The sequence below is a fragment of the Citrobacter sp. wls829 genome, from assembly GCF_005280825.1.
Classification (GTDB): Bacteria; Pseudomonadota; Gammaproteobacteria; order Enterobacterales; family Enterobacteriaceae; genus Citrobacter; species Citrobacter gillenii.
Genome location: NZ_SZWP01000042.1, coordinates 45,417 through 66,568 on the forward strand (window position 1 = coordinate 45,417; position 21,152 = coordinate 66,568).

The window sequence follows — 21,152 nt, forward strand, 5'->3', positions numbered from 1 at the left end:
ACGCTCGCGAACCTTCTTCAACGGTCGAAGATACAGATACAGGACTACGTAACATGTCTAAAATTTTTGATTTCGTAAAACCGGGCGTCATCACTGGCGACGACGTACAGAAAGTTTTCCAGGTAGCAAAAGAAAACAACTTTGCACTGCCAGCCGTTAACTGCGTCGGTACCGACTCCATCAACGCCGTTCTGGAAACCGCTGCAAAAGTTAAAGCACCGGTAATCGTTCAGTTCTCCAACGGTGGCGCTGCATTCATCGCGGGTAAAGGCGTGAAGTCTGACGTTCCTCAGGGCGCGGCAATCCTCGGTGCTATCTCTGGTGCGCATCACGTTCACCAGATGGCTGAACATTACGGTGTTCCGGTTATCCTGCACACTGACCACTGCGCGAAGAAACTGCTGCCGTGGATCGACGGTCTGTTGGACGCGGGTGAAAAACACTTCGCAGCAACCGGCAAACCGCTGTTCTCTTCTCACATGATCGACCTGTCTGAAGAGTCTCTGGAAGAGAACATCGAAATCTGCTCCAAATACCTGGCGCGCATGTCCAAAATGGACATGACTCTGGAAATCGAACTGGGTTGCACCGGTGGTGAAGAAGACGGCGTGGACAACAGCCACATGGACGCTTCTGCACTGTACACCCAGCCAGAAGACGTTGATTACGCGTTCACCGAGCTGAGCAAAATCAGCCCGCGTTTCACTATCGCGGCATCCTTCGGTAACGTACACGGCGTGTACAAACCAGGTAACGTGGTTCTGACCCCGACTATCCTGCGTGACTCTCAGGACTATGTTTCTAAGAAACATAACCTGCCGCACAACAGCCTGAACTTCGTCTTCCACGGCGGTTCCGGTTCTACTGCTCAGGAAATCAAAGACTCCGTAAGCTACGGCGTAGTGAAAATGAACATCGATACCGATACCCAATGGGCGACCTGGGAAGGTGTTCTGAACTACTACAAAGCAAACGAAGCTTACCTGCAGGGTCAGTTGGGTAACCCGAAAGGCGAAGATCAGCCGAACAAGAAATACTACGATCCGCGCGTATGGCTGCGTGCTGGTCAGGCAACCATGATCACCCGTCTGGAACAGGCTTTCAAAGAACTGAACGCGGTTGACGTTCTGTAATTTACGCCGTTCAACATGACATCAGGCCCGCAAATGCGGGCCTTTTTTATTGTCATTTCTCGCGGTAGTCGACAGAGAATTATGTGATCTATTTGGCAAAAATGGCGTTTATTGTTTACCCTTGTCAAATTGCCCGTCCCGGTGGGGCGGCTTTCTTTCTCCCGTTTGGGTAAGCAAAAAAGGAATAGTGAATGGAAGATTTGAATGTTGTCGACAGCATAAACGGTGCGGGTACCTGGCTGGTGCGTAACCAGGAGCTGCTGTTGAGCTATGCCGTCAACATCGTTGCGGCTATCGCTATTGTCATCATCGGGATGATTGTGGCTCGGGTTGTGTCCAACACCATTAACCGTGTGATGGTGGCGCGTCAAATTGATGCGACCGTGGCTGATTTTCTCTCTGCGCTGGTGCGTTACGGTATTATTGCCTTTACGTTGATTGCTGCGCTGGGCCGCGTGGGCGTGCAGACAGCCTCTGTTATCGCCGTGCTCGGTGCCGCCGGTTTAGCCGTCGGTCTGGCTTTGCAAGGCTCGCTGTCTAACCTCGCCGCAGGCGTTCTGCTGGTGATGTTCCGTCCGTTCCGCGCAGGCGAATATGTCGATCTTGGCGGCGTAGCGGGTACCGTGCTCAATGTGCAGATTTTCTCTACCACCATGCGTACCGTAGACGGAAAAATTGTGGTGATCCCCAACGGGAAAATCATTGCCGGTAATATCATTAACTTCTCTCGTGAACCGGTTCGTCGCAACGAATTTATTATTGGGGTGGCGTATGACTCTGATATCGACCAGGTTAAACAAATCCTCACCGATATCATTCAGTCTGACGAGCGTATCCTGAAAGACCGTGAAATGACAGTGCGCCTGAATGAGCTCGGGGCGTCCTCGATTAATTTCGTGGTGCGCGTCTGGAGCAACAGTAGCGATCTGCAAAGCGTCTACTGGGACGTACTGGAACGCATTAAGCGTGAGTTTGATGCTCACGGCATCAGCTTCCCGTATCCGCAAATGGATGTGAATTTCAAGCGCGTGAAAGCAAACGCGGCAGAATAATCACGAGCCCGGTGGCGCTACCGCTTACCGGGCCTACAAAACCTGTAGGCCGGATAAGGCGTCAGCCGCCATCCGGCGTTTTCCCTCCGGGTATTAATTCCTCTTATACCTGATTAATATTATCAATTTCCGCTAATGATTATCCCGCGTTATAGTCTGCGCTTAAGAGAAACAGTTCGGGATATTCAACGTGTTATCATATTATTTTCAAGGGCTTGCGCTTGGCGCAGCGATGATACTTCCGCTCGGTCCGCAAAATGCTTTCGTGATGAATCAGGGTATTCGTCGCCAGTATCACATTATGATCGCCTTACTTTGTGCCATCAGCGATTTACTGCTGATCTGCGCGGGGATCTTTGGCGGCAGCGCCTTGCTGATGCAATCGCCATGGCTGATGGCGCTGGTAACCTGGGGCGGCGTGGCGTTCTTACTCTGGTACGGTTTCGGCGCGTTAAAAACGGCGATGAGCAGTAATCTGGAGCTGGCCAGTGCCGAGGTGATGAAGCAGGGGCGCTGGAAAATTATCGCTACGATGCTGGCGGTGACGTGGCTTAACCCGCATGTCTATCTCGATACCTTCGTGGTGCTGGGCAGTCTTGGCGGTCAACTGGACGTCGAGCCGAAGCGCTGGTTTGCTCTGGGTACTGTTAGCGCATCGTTCCTGTGGTTCTTTGGCCTGGCGCTGCTGGCGGCCTGGCTGGCGCCGCGTCTACGCACCGCCAAAGCACAACGAATCATCAATACGCTGGTGGGACTCGTGATGTGGTTTATTGCTTTTCAACTGGCAAAAGAAGGCGTTGCGCACGTAGATGCGCTGTTCAACTAAGTGTTGTCTGATGGACAACAGGCTGAGATCCGCTAAGCTTGCCTGCATGCGCCCTGAGTTTCGGGGTAAATAATGAAACATGGAGGAACGACAGTGAAGTTCAAAATAATGGCCCTGGCGGCATTAGTCGGATTCAGTGCACTCTCAGTACAGGCAAATGAATTGCCGAATGGACCGCACATCGTGACTTCCGGAACGGCAAGCGTGGACGCGACACCTGATATTGCGACGCTGGCAATTGAAGTCAACGTGGCGGCAAAGGATGCGGCCTCAGCAAAGAAACAGGCTGACGAACGCGTCGCGCAATACCTTTCCTTCCTGGAACAAAACCAGATAGCGAAAAAAGACATCAGCTCTGCAAACCTGCGTACCCAGCCGGATTACGATTACCAGAATGGTAAAAGCGTACTCAAAGGCTATCGTGCGGTGCGCACCGTTGAGGTGACTCTGCGTCAACTGGACAAACTCAACGCGCTGCTGGATGGCGCGCTGAAAGCGGGTCTGAACGAGATTCGTTCAGTGTCGCTGGGTGTTGCCCAGCCGGATGCCTACAAAGATAAAGCGCGTAAAGCGGCCATTGATGATGCGATTCATCAGGCTGAACAACTGGCGGCGGGCTTTAACAGCAAACTCGGCCCGGTTTACAGCGTGCGCTACCACGTGTCGAATTATCAGCCAAGCCCAATGGTACGGATGATGAAAGCCGACGCAGCGCCTGCAGCATCGGCGCAGGAAACCTACGAGCAGCCGGTCATTCAGTTTGACGATCAGGTCGATGTGGTCTTCCAGATAGAGCCTGCGGCAAGTCAGCCAGCGGCAACACCTGCCAAAACGCAGTAATCTTTTCAGACCCGGCTTTTCAGCCGGGTTTTTTATGTGATCAACTGTAAAAATGCGACCGCGTCGTGCGTCTTTTTTGGGGCTGCATGAGGATATGCCATAGTGATTTTATGAGGTGACTATGGATATTTTTATCTCGAAAAAGATGCGTAATTTTATTCTGCTGGCGCAAACCAATAATATCGCCAGAGCAGCAGAAAAAATCCACATGACCGCATCGCCCTTTGGCAAAAGCATTGCTGCACTGGAAGATCAAATCGGCTATACGCTGTTTACCCGTAAAGACAACAACATCAGTCTCAACAAAGCCGGGCAGGAGCTGTATCAAAAACTGTTTCCCGTCTATCAGCGTTTGTCCGCCATTGATAACGAAATCCATACTTCCTCGCGTCGTTCGCGTGAAATCGTTATTGGCATCGACAATACCTATCCGACCATCATTTTCGACCAGTTGATTAGCCTTGGTGATAAATATGAAGGCGTGACGGCTCAGGCCGTTGAATTCAGTGAGAATGGGGTGATTGATAATCTGTTCGACCGACAGCTGGATTTTATTATTTCGCCGCAGCATGTTTCTTCGCGCGTCCAGGAGCTGGAAAATCTGGCGGTGAGCGAACTGCCTCCCCTGCGCCTGGGGTTCCTGGTGTCCCGTCGTTACGAAGAAAAGCAGCCTCAGGATCTGCTGCGGGAATTACCCTGGCTGCAAATGCGCTTCCAGAACCGCGCCAATTTTGAAGCCATGCTGGATGCCTACATGCGGCCCAGTGGGATCAATCCAACCATTATCTATCGTCCATATAGCTTTATGGCTAAGGTGAGTGCGGTGGAGCGCGGACATTTTCTGACGGTGATCCCCCATTTTGCCTGGCGGCTGGTGAATCCGGCAACGCTGAAATATTTTGATGCGCCCGGCAGCCCGATGTTCATGCAGGAATTTCTCTATTCGCTGAAAAATCATCGTTATACCGCCACGATGCTCCAGCATATTGCTGAAGATCGTGACGGTACGGCAGATTAACCCAGCATTGATCCTGTTTCGAGCAGGTTGCGGTGCAGATCAAATGCGTGGCTGAGATCGTGATGAATATGCCCGCCGGGTGCCTGTTCCAGATAGCGATGCAGGTAGTCGCGGTACAGCGGGTGCGCGCAGTTGTCGATGATGGTGTGCGCTCGTTGCAGCGGCGATAACCCACGAAGATCGGCAATCCCTTGTTCTGTAACGATCACTTTGACGCTGTGTTCGCTGTGATCGACGTGGCTGCACATCGGGACGATCGTCGAGATTTTCCCGTCTTTGGCAATCGACGGGGCCATAAAAATAGACAGATAGGCGTTGCGCTCAAAATCCCCGCTGCCGCCGATGCCGTTCATCAGGTTTACCCCTGCAACGTGCGTGGAGTTGGCATGGCCATAGATATCAAACTCCAGGCCGACATTCAGCGCAATCACCCCCAGCCGGCGGATGATCTCCGGGTTATTGGAGATCTCCTGCGGGCGCAGCACAATGCGGCTGGCGAAGAAATCCATATTGGCATAAATCTTCTGCAGTGAGGCGGCGGAAATCGTCAGGCTGGAGGCGCTGGCACCGGTAATCTTGCCCGTTTCCAGCAGATTTACGACCGACTCCTGCAGTACCTCGGAGTACATCATAAAGGGGGGAATTTCCGGATTCTCGCCCAGTCGCGCCATCACCGCGTTATTAATATTGCCGACGCCGCTTTGCAAGGGAAGAAACTCAGGTGGAATACGTTTGTGCGCCATTTCCGCCAGCAGAAAGCTCACCACGTTATCGGCAATTTTCTGGCAGAGCGGATTGGTTTTATCCGACGCACTGCCGGCATCGGGCAGGTTCGTTTCCACCAGAGCGACGATTTTTTTCGGGTCTATCTGGACGCACTGGCTGCCGATGCGATCCATGGTATGAAAAATGGGGACGCTGTTACGACGCGGCGGCGCGCCTGGTATCACAATGTCGGCCAGTTCCGCTACGCGTGGATTGTGATAATGATTCAGCTCAATAATGACTTTTTTCGCCCGTAGCAGCCAGGTTGGCGCATTGCCGATCCCGCTGGTCAGCCAGATCCTGCCGTCCGGCGCAATGGCTGAGGCCTCTATAACAGCAACATCAATCTCGCCAAAGAAGCCGTAATTAACCATCTGTGCGACTTCACTGAGATGGAGATCGACAAACCGCACCTGGCCTTGATTAATTTTCTGACGCAGGCCTGATGAGGTTTGATAAGGCGCGCGCCAGGAAACGGCATCCGCCTCAGAGAGCGCGTCATCTGCGGCAGCGCTAATTGACGCGCCGGTCAGCAGGCGGATCTGAAAAGGCTGCCCGACCTGATGCAGTTCGCTGGCTTGCCGGGCAATCGCTGCGGGTAACGCCTTTGGTGAACCCGCAGGTGTAAAGCCGCTGAACGCCACCATATCATCATGCTGAATAATTTCTGCCGCCTGTTCGGCGCTCATCCGTTTCATGGCTTTTCCTTTAGCTGACCGCGATTAATGGCCGACGAAATTCGGTTTCCGTTTTTCTAAAAACGCATTCATCCCTTCCTGATAGTCATTGCTGTCGTAAACCGCACGGCGCATGCCCTGGATGCGTTCAAATTCATCGGAATTCATGGTGTGCGCTTCGCCCAGCACGCGCAGTTCTTCTTTGATCACGGCAATCGCCAGCGGCGCTTTTTCTGAGATGTGATGCGCCATTTGCAGAGTAAAATCTTCCAGCTCGTCGACGGCGACCACATGGTTGAGAATACCTACCGCCAGCGCGCGCTGGGCGGTAATCGGTAGGGCGGTGAAAATCAGCTCTTTGACGATATGAAAACCCGCATCACGGGTCAGGTTGTGAATACCCACCAGGTTATATGGCACGCCGAGATTGACCGGCGTCATCGAGAACGTCGAGGTCTCGGCAGAGATGATGAGATCGGAACTCATGATCATCTCGAATGCACCGCCCCAGACGCTGCCTTCAACCATCGAGATAATAGGTTTCGGGTACTTTTGGATCATGCGGGTGATCTGGCGCAGCGGATCGTCATAGGACAGCGGATCGCGACGTCCGGTAGGGAGTTCATGAATATCATGTCCAGCAGAGAACACTTTGGCCCCGCTCGGTGCGCGCAGAATAATACAGCGAATTTCTGGACGATTGAGATCGTTCAGCGCCAGCATAAGATCGTCAATAAACACTTTGCTCAGGGCGTTAAGCTTGCGGGCATAGTTGAATTCAATGACCGCGACTTTCTGGATGATGACGACGTTGACGTATTGATAGGACATAATGTTCTCTTTAATCAAAGTAATGATGTTGGATAAATTCGCTGATGTGTCGCAGGCCGGTACGTGGCGAAAGGTCATTGTTCCTGACCGAGCGCAGCGTTTGCTGGAAATAGCGATCGAAATCAGTGCGGGAAAATAACAGGTGCAGCGCCTCTTCTTCGGCCTGTTTCTGTAACCAGTCCACCGCTTGCTGCTGGCGTACTTTTTCCAGCCGACCGCTGGCTGTAAGGCATGTTTTAAAATCGATTATGGCCTGCCAGATTTCTTCAATGCCGCGTTTTTCCAGCGCGCTGCAGGCCAGAGCCTGCGGCTGCCACTCGTCATACTTGCGGCGGAGAATGTGCAGGGCGGAATCATACATATGGCGGGTGATGGCGACGTTGGCGCGGTTGTCCCCGTCATCCTTGTTGATGATGACCAGATCCGCCATCTCCATGATGCCTTTTTTGATGCCCTGCAGATCGTCACCGCCACCGGCTATTTGCAGCGAGAGAAAGCAATCAACCATGCTGGCGACTTCTGTTTCGGACTGCCCAACGCCGACGGTTTCGACGATCACTACGTCGAAGCCTGCCGCTTCGCACAGCAGCATTAATTCCCGGGCGCGCTGGCTGGCACCGCCCAAATGCCCGCTGGAAGGAACCGGTCGAATAAACGCGGCATCCGCACGCGCCAGTTCCGTCATACGGGTTTTATCGCCCAGAATGCTACCGCCGCTGACCGGACTGCTGGGATCGACAGCGATCACCGCCACCCGTAATCCCTTACGGATCAGTAGCATGCCAAAGGCTTCCAGAAAGGTGCTTTTCCCCGCGCCCGGCGTGCCGGTAATGCCCAGACGCAGGGCGTTACCGGTGAACGGTATAATGGCGTCCAGCAGCTGTGTGCTGAGTAGCTGATGACGCGGATGCTGGCTCTCGACCAGCGTCATGGCCTGGGCGAGCGTGGCGCGCTCCCCCAGACGTAAACGCTGGATGCTATCAGCCAGCGTGGCGCTGCTAATCATGGTGCTGACCAATGCGGGTTAATACATCGCGTACGCTGTCGAGCATCGGCGTACCGGGACCATAAATAGCGGCGACACCTCGCGCTTGCAGGAAGGCGTAATCCTGCGGTGGGATGACGCCGCCGGCTACCACGCAAATGTCCTCGCGCCCCCAGCTTTTGAGCGCCGCCACCAGTTCGGGGATCAACGTTTTATGACCCGCCGCCAGTGAAGAGGCGCCAACCACGTGCACATCGTTTTCTACCGCCAGGCGAGCGATCTCTTCCGGCGTGGAGAACATCGGGCTGAGGTCAACATCGAAACCGAGATCGGAATAGGCGCTGGCGATCACTTTGGCGCCGCGATCGTGACCGTCCTGACCCATCTTAGCGACCAGAATGCGCGGGCGGCGGCCGTTATCGGCGAGAAATTTTTCAGTTTGCGCAACAATGGCGTCAAACTCGTCGGCGGATTTTTCAGACTGGTGGTAGCTTTGCGCAATCACTCCGGTGACACACTGGCTGGGTACTAGGTAACGGTCAAAAGCGGACTCCAGTGCGTCAGAGATTTCACCCAGCGTGGCGCGAACGCGCGCGGCATCTATTGCGGCGGCGAGCAGGTTTTCATTGTGCCGCGCTGCGTGGGTCAAAGCTTTCAGCGTGGCTTTCACCGCAATATCGTCACGGGTCGCGCGGATGTGTTGCAGCGAGGCAATCTGCTCGTTGCGCACCTTGACGTTGTCGATTTCCAATACCGACGTGGCGTCTTCTTTATCCAGCTTGTATTTGTTCACGCCAACGATAACGCGCTGACCCTGGTCGATGAGTGATTGTTCGCGGGCGGAAGCTTCTTCGATCATCCGTTTTGGTAACCCCGCTTCTATCGCTTTCGCCATTCCACCCGCTTCATCGATCTGTTCGATGATCGCCCGTGCTTGCTTAACGATCTGATCGGTCAGTGACTCCACATAATACGATCCGGCCAGCGGATCGACGGTGCGGCAGATCTCCGACTCCTCCTGAATGATGATCTGCGTATTGCGTGCGATGCGGGCAGAAAAGTCAGTCGGCAGGCCGAGCGCTTCATCAAAGGCGTTGGTGTGCAAAGACTGAGTACCGCCCAGGGTTGCACCCAGCGCTTCGATGGTGGTGCGCACCACGTTGTTGTACGGATCCTGCTCGGTCAGGCTCCAGCCGGAGGTCTGACAGTGGGTACGTAGCGCCAGAGATTTTGGGTTGGTGGCGCCAAAACCGCTGACCGCCTCGCTCCACAGATAGCGCGCGGCGCGCAGCATGGCGACGTTCATAAACAGATCCATGCCAATGCCGAAGAAGAATGACAGTCGTGGGGCGAAATCATCAATTTTCAGTCCGGCGGACAGCGCGGCCTTGATGTACTCAATCCCGTCGGCCAGGGTAAACGCCACCTGCTGCACGCAGTTGGCACCCGCTTCACCCATGTGATATCCGCTGATGCTGATGGTATTAAAGCGCGGCATATTGTCAGAACACCAGGCAATGATGTCAGCGATAATGCGCATAGAGGGCTTGGGCGGGTAAATATAGGTGTTGCGGCATAGGTACTCTTTCAGAATATCGTTTTGTATCGTGCCAGTGAGCAGCTCTGGCGCGACACCTTGCTCCTGCGCTGCCACGATATAAAACGCCATCACCGGGAGTACCGCGCCGTTCATGGTCATGGATACCGACATCTTATCCAGTGGGATCTGGTCGAACAGTACCTTCATATCTTCGACGGTATCTATAGCCACGCCCGCTTTGCCGACGTCGCCTGCCACGCGCGGGTTATCTGAGTCGTAGCCGCGATGGGTGGCGAGGTCAAAGGCGACGGAAAGCCCTTTTTGTCCGGCGGCGAGATTGCGGCGATAAAACGCGTTAGATTCTTTGGCGGTAGAGAACCCGGCGTACTGGCGAATAGTCCACGGCTGCGCGGTATACATGGTGGCGCGTGGGCCACGAACGTAAGGCGCCAGGCCGGGGAGGGTGCCCGTCACTTCCAGGTTGTCGAGATCAGCCTCGGTGTACAGCGGCTTAATGGCAATCCCTTCTGCCGTCTGTTTTACCAGCGAGTCGACGGTTTTTTCCCGTCGGCTGAGTTCTTTGTTGGCGAGCGTTTGCCACGCCTGCATATTGGCCATTTTTTGCTCCGTATTATGCAATAAGTTGAATCTTTGCGAATACGGTGAGCTTTTTCAGCTGGCTTGTCGCCAGCAAAAAATAGCCAATAAGACGTCGTTTTTTGCCGCGTGGCGTGTTTTATTTTGTGATGGATTTCAAAGACGTGGCGGGAATAGCATGAAAAGAGGGTATAAGGTTGTAGGCCGGATAAGGCGTTACGCCGCCATCCGGCACTCAGGGGCAATAAATGCTTTAATCCTGACGCAGCACATTGTGTCCGTAGGCCAGCAGCGCATCGGTGACGTTGCGCATCATGCGGCTTTCCGGTGCAAAGCGATGCCAATAGAGCATCCGACGCTGGAACAGGCCTGGCGTTAAGTCGATAAGCTCGCCGCTTTCCAGCTCTTTCTCGATCTGCAGGTGTGGGATCATGCAGCAGGTTGTCCCCTGGCGCGCCAGCTGCACAAAGGCTTCCGACGAGTTAACGATGTGGCACGGCACGCTGCCCGGTGGCAGATCGAAGTTTTGTTGCAGAAAAGCCTGATGCATGTCGTCGAGATGGTCAAACGCAACCGCCGGCGCTTTTAGCAGGGCAGAACGGGTGACGCCATTCGGAAAGTAGCGCTCGGCAAAAGGTTTTGAGCCGACAAACAGGTAGTCCAGCGCGCCGAGTTTATCCACCAGACAGCTTGGTAGCGCCTGATGTTGAATACTCACCGCGCCCACCACTTCACCGCGGCGCAGGCGTTCCTGAGTGCGTGTTTCATCTTCAACCTGCAGGTTCAGACGAATCGGTGAGTTTGCCAGCACAGGGGCCAGCGCCGGGAGTAGCCAGGTGGCCAGACTGTCGGCGTTGACGGCTAGGGAGAGCAGCAGCGGCGTCGAGCCGGTTTGTTCATCTCCCAGCCACTCGTCTTCCAGCAGTTCAACCTGACGCAACAGTGCCAGCAGCTTTTGCCCTTGCTCGGTTGGGCGAGGCGGTACGGTACGCACCAGCAGCGGTTGTCCGAACATATTCTCAAGCTGTTTTATGCGTTGTGAAACCGCGGATTGTGTGATGCATAGCTTTTGCGCAGCGCGCTCAAATCCCCGTTCACGAATAACCGCATCCAGTGCTTGTAGTGTTCTGTAGTCCGGACGTTTCATTGCTCTGACGTACTCCTGATATTTTTGCGTGTTCTGCACTATGACACAATTTTAGGTTGGGTACAGACGAAATCCGCCGTCTGCGAGCGGGTGTGGGGACATTTTTCTACGCAATGTTCTATAATGCGCGTGAATTTCCACACCACATTCACACCACAGGCGAAACGATCATGACGCAGGATGAACTGAAAAAAGCAGTAGGATGGGCGGCACTTCAGTATGTACAGCCCGGCACCATTGTGGGCGTAGGTACCGGTTCAACAGCCGCACACTTTATTGATGCGCTGGGCACCATGAAAGGTCAGATTGAAGGTGCGGTGTCCAGTTCGGACGCTTCCACTGAAAAACTCAAAAGCCTCGGTATTCACGTGTTCGATCTTAACGAAGTGGACAGCCTTGGCGTGTACGTTGATGGCGCGGACGAAATCAACGGTCACATGCAAATGATCAAAGGCGGCGGCGCAGCGCTGACCCGCGAAAAGATCATTGCCTCCGTCGCTAAGAAATTTATCTGCATCGCCGACGCGTCCAAAGAAGTCGATATTCTGGGTAACTTCCCGCTGCCGGTAGAAGTGATCCCGATGGCGCGTAGTGCGGTTGCTCGTCAGTTGGTGAAGCTGGGCGGTCGTCCTGAATACCGTCAGGGTGTGGTTACTGATAACGGCAACGTCATCCTTGACGTGCACGGTCTGGAGATCCTTGACGCTGTGGCGATGGAAAACGCCATCAACGCAATCCCGGGCGTTGTGACCGTGGGTCTGTTTGCCAACCGTGGGGCGGACGTTGCGCTGATCGGCACAGCAGATGGCGTGAAAACTATCGTAAAATGATCTGACGACCGGGATCTTCTGTCGTTAAAAAAATTTTGGCAGGGCAAATTTGGTGACTTGTGTCACGTTTACAATATTGTCCTGCCGATCCCTCCAAAGAAAAAGTTATCACCAGAATTTTACTCTGACATTTCCCGCTGAATGACACTTCTTCAGCACGACGACGCAAACGTTCATATTGCCGCAATATTTTTTTTTGATATGTTGAAGAGGCGGATGAAAATCCCATACACAACACATCAGATTGAACTAAAAAAAGACAGGGTCGGGGAAATGGCAAAGGTATCACTGGAGAAAGAAAAGATTAAGTTTCTGCTGGTTGAAGGTGTGCATCAAAAAGCACTGGAAAGCCTTCGTGCGGCAGGTTACACCAACATCGAGTTTCACAAAGGCGCTCTGGACACTGAACAGCTGAAAGAGTCCATCCGTGATGCCCATTTTATTGGCCTGCGATCCCGTACTCATCTGACTGAAGATGTGATTGACGCCGCAGAGAAACTGGTCGCGATTGGTTGCTTCTGTATTGGCACCAATCAGGTTGATCTGGGTGCGGCGGCAAAACGCGGGATCCCCGTGTTTAACGCACCATTCTCTAACACCCGCTCCGTTGCCGAACTGGTAATTGGCGAACTGTTGCTGCTGCTGCGCGGCGTGCCGGAAGCGAACGCTAAGGCGCACCGTGGCGTGTGGAACAAACTGGCTACCGGCTCTTTTGAAGCGCGTGGCAAAAAACTGGGGATTATTGGTTACGGCCACATTGGTACCCAGTTGGGCATTCTGGCGGAATCGCTGGGGATGCACGTCTATTTCTATGATATTGAAAACAAACTCCCGCTGGGTAACGCCACCCAGGTACAGCATCTTTCCGACCTGCTCAATATGAGCGATGTGGTCAGCCTTCACGTGCCGGAAAATGCCTCCACCAAGAATATGATGGGCGCACAAGAGATTGCCCTGATGAAGCCGGGTGCGCTGCTGATCAACGCCGCGCGCGGCACGGTTGTTGATATTCCTGCGCTGTGCGATGCGTTAGCCACTAAGCATCTGGCTGGCGCAGCAATCGACGTCTTCCCGACGGAGCCGGCGAGCAACAGCGATCCGTTTACGTCCCCGCTGTGTGATTTTGACAACGTGATCCTGACGCCGCACATCGGCGGTTCAACGCTGGAAGCGCAGGAAAACATTGGTCTGGAAGTGGCAGGTAAGCTGACGAAGTATTCCGATAACGGCTCTACGCTGTCGGCGGTTAACTTCCCGGAAGTGTCGCTGCCGCTGCACGGCGGTCGTCGTCTGATGCACATTCACGAAAACCGACCAGGCGTGCTGACCGCGCTGAACCAAATCTTTGCCGAGCAGGGCGTTAACATTGCCGCGCAGTATCTGCAAACTTCCGCGCAGGTGGGGTATGTGGTTATTGATATCGAGGCAGATGAGGATGTGGCGGAGAAAGCGCTGCTGGCGATGAAAGCCATTCCGGGAACGATTCGCGCGCGTATGCTGTACTAATTATTGGTACATCATGCCGGGTGGCGACTGCGTCTTAACCGACCTACGAGATGATTCGTAGGCCTGATAAGCGTAGCGCCATCTGGCAATTCAAGGCTACCATTCCCATACTTTTGACGGTGTTACCACCGCGGGCAGCGGAATATCCCACTCTTCGACCGGTAACTTCTCCACTCGCTGGCAATCATGTGCGTAGCCCACCGGCTGGATCTGATGCTGCTGCCAGTTTTGTAACGTGCGATCGTAAAAACCACCGCCCATGCCTAAGCGCTGTCCGTCTTCATCAAACGCCACGAGCGGCGTAATCAATACATCCAGCTTTGATAACGGCAAAACGTCGCGCACATCGAGTCGCGGCTCCTGGATTTTGAGTCGGTTAGTTACCAGATCACTGTGCGGATGATAGTGCAGAAACAGTAAATTACCGCGGCTAAACGGATGTAGAACCGGGAGATAGACACGCTTGCCCGCACGCCACAGTTGTTCGATCAGCGGTTGAGTATCAAGTTCGCCATCAAAAGAGAGAAATACCGCCACGGTGTGGGCGAGTACAACAGGGGGGAAGCTCAGCATTCTGCTCGCGGCCTGCTGACCGAAATGGCGTTGTTGCTCAGGCGTTAGCGCACGGCGACGTTGCCGAATCAGTTGACGAATTTCTTGCCGGGATAAAGGAAGTTCAGAAAGTAGTGTCATGGCTGTTGCCAGGTAGAAGGGAATCTCCGAGATGCCGCCGCAGGCTGTAACCCTTGAACCCTTGGTTCAAGGTGAATGTGTCGTCACAGTTTTAAGGCTTCTCGGACGAACCGAGCATGCTCACCAACCGTGGAGCGCCACATTCTTGTGGTATGAAATATCGGCTCAGGGGACTGGCCCGCTTGCAAACATCTCAGAGAAATTTTGTCTTCACGGTCACTCTACCACAGTAAACCGAAAAGTGTTATTCAAAGTTTTGGCCCGTTTTTTCGGTTATGCGACCCTGATCAAGCAACGCCTGTTCAATGGTTTGTTGTAGCATCCGAATACGTTGTTCCATGCTCGCCGCGTAGTCACGCGTCTTCGCTTTTTCCTGAGTTAATTCATAGCTGATGTTCAACGCGGCGATGAAAACCAGCTGCTCAGTATTTGTGACTCTAGTGCGAACTTTCAGATCTTGCAATCGCTGATTCAGATCGTCCGCAGCCTGATTCAACGCATCTTGTTGTTCAGGCGGGCAATTCACTCGCAGTGAACGGCCAAAAATTTGGATATCGACGGGTTGTGCAGACATGCCACCTTCCTGCTGATTGACTGCGCTGCCTTCGTCTCCAGACCTTGGGTCCGCGAAGGGGCGACACTATAGCTACCCTGGTATGAACATACAAGCCCTTTTCTGGTCCACCAGGGCCCAAAGTGGTAGCATAACATGAATATCCTCCCTTTGATGACGAATGCTTATGTCCATACAGAACGAAATGCCTGGTTACACCGATGTTAGCCAGTTTTTGAACCAACAAGGGGCTGGATTAACCCCGGCCGAAATGCACGGTTTGATCAGCGGGATGATTTGCGGCGGCAACAACGACAGCTCATGGCAGCCGCTGTTGCACGACCTGACCAACGAAGGTTTGGCCTTTGGCCATGAGCTGGCTCAGGCACTGATCAAAATGCACGCGGCGACCAGCGACGCCCTGGAAGACGACGGCTTCCTTTTTCAGCTTTATCTGCCTGAAGGCGACGGCGTTAGCGTGTTCGATCGTGCCGACGCGCTGGCGGGCTGGGTCAATCACTTTTTGCTGGGCCTCGGGGTTACGCAGCCCAAGCTCGACAAAGTGACCGGCGAAACCGGCGAAGCGATTGACGACCTGCGCAATATCGCCCAGTTGGGATATGACGAAGACGAAGATCAGGAAGAGCTGGAAATGTCGCTTGAAGAGATCATCGAGTACGTGCGTGTTGCTGCGCTGTTGTGCCATGACACGTTTACGCGTCAGCAACCGACCGCGCCGGAAGTACGTAAACCGACACTGCACTAAGTAACGAGAACGCCAGGGAGAGTGTTATGACTCAGCAAGAATACTTACGCCGTCGCCAGGCATTACTGGCGCACATGCAGCCAGGCAGCGCTGCGCTGATTTTCGCGGCCCCAGAAGCGACGCGCAGTGCGGACAGTGAATATCCGTACCGCCAGAGCAGCGACTTTTGGTACTTCACCGGTTTTAACGAACCTGAAGCCGTGCTGGTGCTGATTAAAAGTAATGACACTCATAACCATAGCGTTTTGTTCAACCGGGTACGTGACCTGACGGCGGAGATCTGGTTTGGTCGCCGTCTGGGACAAGATGCTGCCCCCGAGAAACTGGGTGTTGATCGGGCGTTAGCGTTCAGCGAAATCAACCAACAGCTGCATCAGTTGCTTAACGGTCTGGACACGGTGTACCACGCTCAGGGCGAATATGCCTGGGCGGATGAGATTGTGTTTACGGCGATGGATAAGCTGCGCAAAGGCGCCAGACAAAATATGAAAGCCCCTGCGGCGATTATCGACTGGCGTCCGATGGTGCACGAGATGCGTCTGTTCAAATCGCCGGAAGAGATAGCAATCATGCGTCGCGCCGGTGAAATCAGCGCGCTGGCGCATACCCGCGCGATGGAAAAATGTCGTCCGGGAATGTTCGAGTATCAGTTGGAAGGGGAGATCCATCATGAGTTTACCCGTCATGGTGCGCGTTATCCTTCCTATAACACCATTGTCGGCAGCGGTGTAAACGGCTGCATCCTGCATTACACCGAAAACGAAAGTGAAATGCGCGATGGCGATTTGGTGCTGATTGACGCCGGATGCGAATACAAAGGTTACGCTGGCGACATTACCCGCACCTTCCCGGTCAACGGGAAGTTCACTCCCGCCCAGCGCGAGATCTATGACATCGTGCTGGAGTCACTGGAAACCAGCCTGCGTTTGTATCGTCCGGGGACGTCCATCCAGGAGGTGACGGGAGAGGTGGTGCGCATCATGATTACCGGTCTGGTAAAACTGGGTATTCTGCACGGCGATGTCGATCAACTGATTGCCGACAACGCGCAGCGTCCTTTCTTTATGCATGGCCTGAGCCATTGGCTGGGTCTGGATGTCCACGACGTTGGCGTTTATGGTCAGGATCGCTCGCGTATCCTCGAACCGGGGATGGTGCTTACCGTCGAGCCAGGACTGTATATCGCGCCGGACGCCGACGTACCACCGGCTTATCGCGGAATTGGCATTCGTATTGAAGATGACATCCTGATTACCGAAGACGGTAATGAAAACCTCACCGCCAGCGTAGTGAAAAAGGCGGATGATATTGAAGCCCTGATGGCTGCGGCGCGACTGAAATGAGCGTGATTATTGTCGGTGGTGGTATGGTTGGAGCGACTCTGGCGCTGGCTATTTCAGAGCTGAGTCATGGGACGCTGCCGGTCCATCTTATTGAAGCGAGCGAGCCGGATACTGACCGCCATCCGGGATTTGACGCTCGGGCGATTGCGTTGGCCGCAGGCACCTGCCAGCAGTTGGCGCGAATTGGCGTCTGGCAGGCCATTGCCGATTGCGCAACCCCGATCAAAACGGTGCACGTCAGCGACCGTGGACATGCCGGGTGTGTGACGCTTGATGCACAGGAATACCGTATCCCTGCGCTGGGTCAGGTGGTGGAACTGCATGACGTCGGGCTGCGTCTGTTTGCGCTGTTGCGCAAAGCGCGCGGCGTCACGCTACATTGCCCTGACCGGGTGGCCAGCGTGTCGCGCACTCAGCAGCACGTTGAGGTCACGCTGGAGAATGGCGAGGTGATTACCGGTCGTGTACTGGTAGCCGCTGACGGCACACGCTCTGCGCTGGCGACCGCCTGCGGCGTTGACTGGCAGCAGCAGCCTTACGAACAACTGGCGGTGATTGCCAACGTTACCACCTCCGTCCCGCATAACGGACGAGCGTTTGAACGTTTCACGCAGCATGGCCCGCTGGCCATGTTACCGATGTCAGAAGAGCGCTGCTCGCTGGTGTGGTGTCATCCGCTGGAAAAGCGAGATGAGATCATGGCCTGGTCCGACGAACAGTTTTGTCGTGAACTGCAAACGACGTTTGGCTGGCGGCTGGGGCGCATTACGCAAGCCGGTCAACGTAGCGCCTATCCGCTGTCTTTAACCACCGCGGTGAAGGCGATTAGCCATCGCACCGTGCTGGTGGGCAACGCGGCGCAGACCCTGCATCCTATTGCCGGTCAAGGTTTTAATCTCGGCCTGCGCGATGTCATGAGCCTTGCCGAAACGTTGACGCAGGCACAGTTTGCAGCCGAAGACGTGGGTGATTATGCGGTGCTGTCGCGCTATCAGCAGCGTCGTGAGACCGATCGCGAAACAACGATTGGCGTGACCAACAGCCTGGTGTATCTGTTTGCCAATCGCTGGGCACCGCTGGTTGTTGGACGTAACGTGGGTCTTATGGCGATGGAATTATTGACGCCAGCCCGCGATGCGTTGGCAGAGCGGACCCTGGGCTGGGTCGCACGATAAATATAGCCAGTAGGCCTGATAAGCGTAGCGCCATCAGGAAAATGCAATGGCAATCATGCCGGATGGCGGCTTCGCCTGATCCGGCCTACGGTATTTGATAGTCCCGTTTTCAGGAGCAAACAGTGCAAAGTGTTGATGTAGCAATTGTTGGTGGCGGCATGGTGGGACTGGCGGTTGCCTGCGGCTTGCAGGGCAGCGGGTTACGCGTTGCCGTATTAGAACAACATGTTCCGCAGCCTCTGGCGGCGGATGCACCTCCTCAGCTTCGCGTGTCGGCCATTAACGCCGCCAGCGAAAAACTACTGACCCGTCTTGGCGTATGGTCAGACATTGTCGCCCGTCGGGCTTGCTGCTACCACGGGATGGAAGTCTGGGACAAAGACAGCTTTGGGCGCATCGAATTTGATGACCAAAGCATGGGCTACAGCCATTTAGGACATATCGTTGAAAATTCGGTGGTCCACTACGCGCTGTGGCAAAAGGCGCAGCAGTCGGCGGATATTACGCTAATGGCTCCGGCAGAACTTCAGCAAGTGGCCTGGGGGGAGAACGAAGCTTTTCTGACCCTGAAGGATGGCTCGATGCTGACTGCGCGCCTGGTCATTGGCGCGGACGGCGCAAACTCCTGGTTGCGTAACAAAGCGGATATCCCGCTGACCTTCTGGGATTATCGCCATCATGCGCTGGTGGCAACCATTCGTACCGAGGACGCGCACGGTGCAGTTGCCCGCCAGGCGTTCCATGGCGAAGGCATTCTGGCGTTCTTACCGCTCAGCGATCCGCATTTGTGCTCTATCGTCTGGTCACTCTCGCCGCAGGAAGCAGAGCGCATGCAACTGGCAAGTGTTGACGCGTTTAATCAGGCGCTGAATATCGCCTTTGATAATCGGCTGGGACTATGTCGCGTTGAAAGTGAACGTCAGGTGTTTCCGCTAACGGGGCGCTATGCCCGCCAGTTTGCCGCGCACCGCCTGGCGCTGGTCGGTGATGCGGCACATACCATCCATCCGCTGGCAGGACAGGGGGTTAACCTCGGTTTTATGGATGCTGCGGAGCTGATTGATGAGCTAAAACGTCTGCAACGCCAGGGGAAAGACATCGGTCAGTACCTCTATCTGCGTCGCTACGAGCGTAGCCGTAAGCACAGTGCAGCGGTGATGCTGGCCGGTATGCAGGGGTTCCGTGAACTGTTTGCTGGCGCGAACCCAGCGAAGAAACTGCTGCGTGATATTGGTCTGAAACTGGCCGATACCCTGCCAGGCGTAAAACCACAACTCATCCGTCAGGCGATGGGATTAAACGATCTTCCTGAGTGGTTGCGCTAACGTCCGTCAGGACAATTTTAAGAGTTTGAGACCCGTCACACTTTCCTCTCCCGGCCTGCGCGCCGGGATGCTTCTCTCATTTGAAATAATCTAATTTCACGCTTCTTTTCGCATTAGTTTTTTTAATATTACTATTTTCTCATAACGCCATTTTTGACATTTTTTCCACATTTAATATGGATTGATGACGATTTGTTTCGTTTTATCTATCTGTTGCTCTGATTTTATGGCGGTTAATTGGTTTTTTATTCTGTCGTCGATCTGGGCATTTTTAGCCATAAGCTAATGTGATGGTTAATTTTGCCTTATGGTTTAGCGTCTGTTTCAGTGGTAAGTTCAAGACAAAGAGAACGTTTGCGTCGCAGCCCCCGGAGCGGCTGCGGTGCTGGGTTTCGTGGTGAACATTTCACCGCGAAAGAGTTGATAGCCCCGCTTATTCAACGAGGAAAAGATGGCTCAACAGACTCCTTTGTACGAACAACACACGCTATGCGGCGCGCGCATGGTTGATTTCCATGGCTGGATGATGCCTCTGCATTACGGTTCTCAGCTCGACGAGCACCACGCTGTTCGCACCGATGCCGGTATGTTTGATGTGTCGCACATGACCATCGTCGACCTGCGCGGCAGTCGCACCCGGGAGTTCTTGCGTTATCTGCTGGCAAACGACGTCGCGAAGCTAACGAAAACCGGTAAAGCCCTTTACTCCGGTATGCTCAATGCGTCGGGCGGTGTGATTGATGACCTGATCGTCTACTACTTCACTGAAGATTTCTTCCGCCTCGTTGTTAACTCCGCCACCCGCGAAAAAGACCTCTCCTGGATAACCCAACGCGCTGAACCTTACGCTATCGACATCACCGTTCGTGATGACTTGTCGATGATTGCGGTGCAGGGACCGAATGCTCAGGCTAAAGCCGCCACGCTGTTTACTGAAGAACAGCGCCATGCGGTAGAAGGCATGAAGCCGTTCTTTGGCGTGCAGGCGGGTGATTTGTTTATCGCCACCACTGGCTATACCGGCGAAGCAGGCTATGAAATTGCCCTGCCGAATGAAAAAGCCGCGGATTTCTGGCGTGCGCTGGTCGACGCAGGCGTACAGCCATGTGGTCTGGGCGCACGCGATACGCTGCGTCTGGAAGCCGGTATGAACCTGTACAGCCAGGAAATGGACGAGGGTATTTCTCCGCTGGCCGCCAACATGGGCTGGACCATCGCGTGGGAACCGGCTGACCGCGACTTCATTGGTCGCGAAGCGCTGGAAATGCAGCGTGAAAAAGGTCACCAGCAGCTGGTTGGCCTGGTAATGACCGAGAAAGGCGTACTGCGTAATGAACTGCCGGTGCGTTTCACCGATGCGGCGGGCAATGCGCATGAAGGCATTATCACCAGTGGTACGTTCTCTCCGACGCTGGGCTACAGCATTGCACTGGCGCGCGTACCTGCGGGTATAGGCGAGACGGCAATCGTGCAGATCCGTAACCGTGAAATGCCGGTAAAAGTGACTAAACCTGTTTTTGTGCGTAACGGCAAAGCCGTCGCGTGATTCA

General features: G+C 54.3%; 19 protein-coding genes and 1 other RNA gene. 12 read left to right on the forward strand and 8 right to left on the reverse strand.

Annotation, left to right across the window (positions count from 1 at the left end; all coding sequences use genetic code 11):
- The first annotated feature begins 53 nt into the window (after positions 1-53).
- From fbaA to FDW88_RS05840, 5 genes are all read left to right on the forward strand, one after another.
- A complete protein-coding gene (gene fbaA / locus FDW88_RS05820) occupies positions 54-1,133 on the forward strand; it encodes a class II fructose-bisphosphate aldolase (RefSeq protein WP_096755772.1) in 1,080 nt (359 codons plus the stop codon).
- 191 nt (positions 1,134-1,324) lie between these two features.
- Positions 1,325-2,185, forward strand: coding sequence for a small-conductance mechanosensitive channel MscS (locus FDW88_RS05825; RefSeq protein ID WP_096755773.1), 861 nt, complete (start codon positions 1,325-1,327; stop codon positions 2,183-2,185).
- 190 nt (positions 2,186-2,375) lie between these two features.
- Positions 2,376-3,011: an arginine exporter ArgO gene (gene argO, locus FDW88_RS05830; protein WP_096755774.1), complete on the forward strand. Its 636-nt coding sequence runs from the start codon at positions 2,376-2,378 to the stop codon at positions 3,009-3,011.
- A 93-nt stretch (positions 3,012-3,104) separates the two neighbouring features.
- A complete protein-coding gene (locus FDW88_RS05835) occupies positions 3,105-3,851 on the forward strand; it encodes an oxidative stress defense protein (protein ID WP_115257527.1) in 747 nt (248 codons plus the stop codon).
- A gap of 121 nt (positions 3,852-3,972) precedes the next feature.
- Positions 3,973-4,869 carry a LysR family transcriptional regulator gene (locus tag FDW88_RS05840; RefSeq protein ID WP_137362200.1) on the forward strand — a complete coding sequence of 299 codons (897 nt, stop codon included), beginning with the start codon at positions 3,973-3,975 and terminating at the stop codon, positions 4,867-4,869.
- Here FDW88_RS05840 and FDW88_RS05845 read toward each other — a convergent pair.
- The 5 genes from FDW88_RS05845 to argP form a co-directional block, all read right to left on the reverse strand.
- Positions 4,866-6,332, reverse strand: a complete 1,467-nt coding sequence (locus tag FDW88_RS05845; RefSeq protein WP_137362201.1) for an acetyl-CoA hydrolase/transferase family protein — start codon at positions 6,330-6,332, stop codon at positions 4,866-4,868. The genes FDW88_RS05840 and FDW88_RS05845 overlap by 4 nt on opposite strands.
- A 24-nt stretch (positions 6,333-6,356) precedes the next feature.
- On the reverse strand, positions 6,357-7,142 hold the full coding sequence (gene scpB / locus FDW88_RS05850; protein WP_096755778.1) for a methylmalonyl-CoA decarboxylase: 786 nt from the start codon (positions 7,140-7,142) through the stop codon (positions 6,357-6,359).
- Between the two features lie 10 nt (positions 7,143-7,152).
- Positions 7,153-8,148 (reverse strand): methylmalonyl Co-A mutase-associated GTPase MeaB, encoded by a 996-nt coding sequence (gene meaB / locus FDW88_RS05855; protein WP_135911443.1) that lies wholly within the window; start codon positions 8,146-8,148, stop codon positions 7,153-7,155.
- Positions 8,141-10,285 carry a methylmalonyl-CoA mutase gene (scpA, locus tag FDW88_RS05860; protein WP_096755780.1) on the reverse strand — a complete coding sequence of 715 codons (2,145 nt, stop codon included), beginning with the start codon at positions 10,283-10,285 and terminating at the stop codon, positions 8,141-8,143. The genes meaB and scpA overlap by 8 nt, the downstream gene beginning before the upstream one ends.
- Before the next feature lie 232 nt (positions 10,286-10,517).
- Complete coding sequence (gene argP, locus FDW88_RS05865) at positions 10,518-11,411, reverse strand: DNA-binding transcriptional regulator ArgP (RefSeq protein WP_003825477.1); 894 nt, start codon at positions 11,409-11,411, stop codon at positions 10,518-10,520.
- 170 nt (positions 11,412-11,581) lie between these two features.
- Here argP and rpiA point away from each other — a divergent pair, with 170 nt between their 5' ends.
- Complete coding sequence (gene rpiA, locus FDW88_RS05870) at positions 11,582-12,241, forward strand: ribose-5-phosphate isomerase RpiA (RefSeq protein ID WP_136345248.1); 660 nt, start codon at positions 11,582-11,584, stop codon at positions 12,239-12,241.
- A 273-nt stretch (positions 12,242-12,514) separates the two neighbouring features.
- Positions 12,515-13,747, forward strand: coding sequence for a phosphoglycerate dehydrogenase (gene serA, locus FDW88_RS05875; protein ID WP_096755782.1), 1,233 nt, complete (start codon positions 12,515-12,517; stop codon positions 13,745-13,747).
- Between the two features lie 96 nt (positions 13,748-13,843).
- On the opposite strand, the gene FDW88_RS05880 is transcribed toward serA, so the two are convergent.
- From FDW88_RS05880 to zapA, 3 genes are all read right to left on the reverse strand, one after another.
- Positions 13,844-14,440 carry a 5-formyltetrahydrofolate cyclo-ligase gene (locus tag FDW88_RS05880; RefSeq protein WP_117342630.1) on the reverse strand — a complete coding sequence of 199 codons (597 nt, stop codon included), beginning with the start codon at positions 14,438-14,440 and terminating at the stop codon, positions 13,844-13,846.
- Positions 14,441-14,459: 19 nt separating this feature from the next.
- Positions 14,460-14,643: non-coding RNA, 6S RNA (gene ssrS / locus FDW88_RS05885), on the reverse strand.
- 41 nt (positions 14,644-14,684) lie between these two features.
- Positions 14,685-15,014, reverse strand: a complete 330-nt coding sequence (zapA, locus tag FDW88_RS05890) for a cell division protein ZapA (protein WP_096755784.1) — start codon at positions 15,012-15,014, stop codon at positions 14,685-14,687.
- A 166-nt stretch (positions 15,015-15,180) separates the two neighbouring features.
- Here zapA and FDW88_RS05895 point away from each other — a divergent pair, with 166 nt between their 5' ends.
- From FDW88_RS05895 to gcvT, 5 genes are all read left to right on the forward strand, one after another.
- Entirely contained in the window at positions 15,181-15,759 is a 579-nt protein-coding gene (locus tag FDW88_RS05895; protein ID WP_135911444.1) for a YecA family protein, read from the forward strand.
- 26 nt (positions 15,760-15,785) lie between these two features.
- Positions 15,786-17,102, forward strand: a complete 1,317-nt coding sequence (pepP, locus tag FDW88_RS05900) for a Xaa-Pro aminopeptidase (RefSeq protein ID WP_117342629.1) — start codon at positions 15,786-15,788, stop codon at positions 17,100-17,102.
- The gene (gene ubiH, locus FDW88_RS05905; RefSeq protein WP_137362202.1) at positions 17,099-18,277 is read left to right on the forward strand and encodes a 2-octaprenyl-6-methoxyphenyl hydroxylase; all 1,179 of its coding nucleotides are present in this window, start codon (positions 17,099-17,101) and stop codon (positions 18,275-18,277) included. The genes pepP and ubiH overlap by 4 nt, the downstream gene beginning before the upstream one ends.
- Before the next feature lie 122 nt (positions 18,278-18,399).
- Complete coding sequence (gene ubiI, locus FDW88_RS05910) at positions 18,400-19,602, forward strand: FAD-dependent 2-octaprenylphenol hydroxylase (RefSeq protein WP_096755789.1); 1,203 nt, start codon at positions 18,400-18,402, stop codon at positions 19,600-19,602.
- 451 nt (positions 19,603-20,053) lie between these two features.
- On the forward strand, positions 20,054-21,148 hold the full coding sequence (gcvT, locus tag FDW88_RS05915; protein WP_135911447.1) for a glycine cleavage system aminomethyltransferase GcvT: 1,095 nt from the start codon (positions 20,054-20,056) through the stop codon (positions 21,146-21,148).
- Positions 21,149-21,152: the final 4 nt, after the last annotated feature.

Excerpts from the sequence above, each read along its gene's own strand:
- pepP (WP_117342629.1), top strand. The coding sequence starts at position 15,786 with ATGACTCAGCAAGAATACTTACGCCGTCGCCAGGCATTACTGGCGCAC.
- argP (WP_003825477.1), bottom strand. The coding sequence starts at position 11,411 with ATGAAACGTCCGGACTACAGAACACTACAAGCACTGGATGCGGTTATT.
- scpA (WP_096755780.1), bottom strand. The coding sequence starts at position 10,285 with ATGGCCAATATGCAGGCGTGGCAAACGCTCGCCAACAAAGAACTCAGC.
- FDW88_RS05880 (WP_117342630.1), bottom strand. The coding sequence starts at position 14,440 with ATGACACTACTTTCTGAACTTCCTTTATCCCGGCAAGAAATTCGTCAA.
- rpiA (WP_136345248.1), top strand. The coding sequence starts at position 11,582 with ATGACGCAGGATGAACTGAAAAAAGCAGTAGGATGGGCGGCACTTCAG.
- FDW88_RS05895 (WP_135911444.1), top strand. The coding sequence starts at position 15,181 with ATGTCCATACAGAACGAAATGCCTGGTTACACCGATGTTAGCCAGTTT.
- ubiH (WP_137362202.1), top strand. The coding sequence starts at position 17,099 with ATGAGCGTGATTATTGTCGGTGGTGGTATGGTTGGAGCGACTCTGGCG.
- meaB (WP_135911443.1), bottom strand. The coding sequence starts at position 8,148 with ATGATTAGCAGCGCCACGCTGGCTGATAGCATCCAGCGTTTACGTCTG.
- zapA (WP_096755784.1), bottom strand. The coding sequence starts at position 15,014 with ATGTCTGCACAACCCGTCGATATCCAAATTTTTGGCCGTTCACTGCGA.
- gcvT (WP_135911447.1), top strand. The coding sequence starts at position 20,054 with ATGGCTCAACAGACTCCTTTGTACGAACAACACACGCTATGCGGCGCG.
- scpB (WP_096755778.1), bottom strand. The coding sequence starts at position 7,142 with ATGTCCTATCAATACGTCAACGTCGTCATCATCCAGAAAGTCGCGGTC.
- FDW88_RS05845 (WP_137362201.1), bottom strand. The coding sequence starts at position 6,332 with ATGAAACGGATGAGCGCCGAACAGGCGGCAGAAATTATTCAGCATGAT.
- FDW88_RS05825 (WP_096755773.1), top strand. The coding sequence starts at position 1,325 with ATGGAAGATTTGAATGTTGTCGACAGCATAAACGGTGCGGGTACCTGG.
- FDW88_RS05840 (WP_137362200.1), top strand. The coding sequence starts at position 3,973 with ATGGATATTTTTATCTCGAAAAAGATGCGTAATTTTATTCTGCTGGCG.
- fbaA (WP_096755772.1), top strand. The coding sequence starts at position 54 with ATGTCTAAAATTTTTGATTTCGTAAAACCGGGCGTCATCACTGGCGAC.
- serA (WP_096755782.1), top strand. The coding sequence starts at position 12,515 with ATGGCAAAGGTATCACTGGAGAAAGAAAAGATTAAGTTTCTGCTGGTT.